The 836-nt window shown below is 40.4% G+C and carries 1 protein-coding gene; it reads right to left on the bottom strand.

The genetic code is table 11. The features are described 5' to 3' along the window. On the bottom strand, nt 1-836 hold an 836-nt coding region (locus DNJ77_RS09835), incomplete at both ends, for a hypothetical protein (protein ID WP_204723401.1).

Here is an 836-nt window from a genome sequence, read left to right as displayed (position 1 = left end):
CTTTATGTTTTGGATACTCATTAGCATCATCCTGTTCTTTTCCCTGGGCTGCTGATGCGACGGTATCCGAGTGTTTCAGCTGATATACCAGATTTCCTCTGGCATCTTTAATCCTCGTTTCAATCACCTCTCCTTGATTATCTTGTTCCTTCTGCAATACATTGCCAGCACTGTCTTTTAGTGAGATTAACGCCTCTTTCTTTATCTTCGGATAAGCCACACCTTCTGGTGTTTGTCTATAGATAATACGATCATCATATTCGTATCGATAAGTAACACCCGCTGGCGTTCTTTTATAAATCAGACGATCTTTGTCATCATACTGGTAATGGGTCGTATTGCCATTTATCGTAACTGACTGAGGATGCTTGTGATAAGTCGCATAGCCTCTACTTTTGCTAATATCTTCATACACTATGTACCGATAATCTAAATCCGTTTTAATACCATTCTCGTCAATGATCTGCGCCACATAACTACCTTGGCCCTGCCAACTACGTTGACTAAAAGTCACAACATGACCTAGTTCATTCGTAATCGATCCTAAATTACCACGCCCATCATAGCTGTATTTGATGACAGTACGGCTGTCATTATAAGGCGCTTGTGCTGTAACGGGAGCAAAGTAACCTTCAATATCAATATAGCTATATTGCCAGGTTCTCTTGGTTTCACCATCGCTGCTGATAATACTATATGGCCGTTCATACCGATCATAATTAAATTGAAGTTTTAAACCCGTTACCTGGTCTGTAATTTGCTTAGGAAAGCCTGATGAGAGCCAATCAATATGTGTGCGATCAGCAGCATAAGTCGTAAAAGTTGATATCGATAGG

Origin of the sequence: Fastidiosibacter lacustris, assembly GCF_003428155.1 — a bacterium.
Lineage (GTDB): Bacteria > Pseudomonadota > Gammaproteobacteria > Francisellales > Francisellaceae > Caedibacter > Caedibacter lacustris.
The sequence above is the reverse complement of the archived record's forward strand: the minus strand, read 5'-3'. Positions and strand labels throughout refer to the sequence as shown.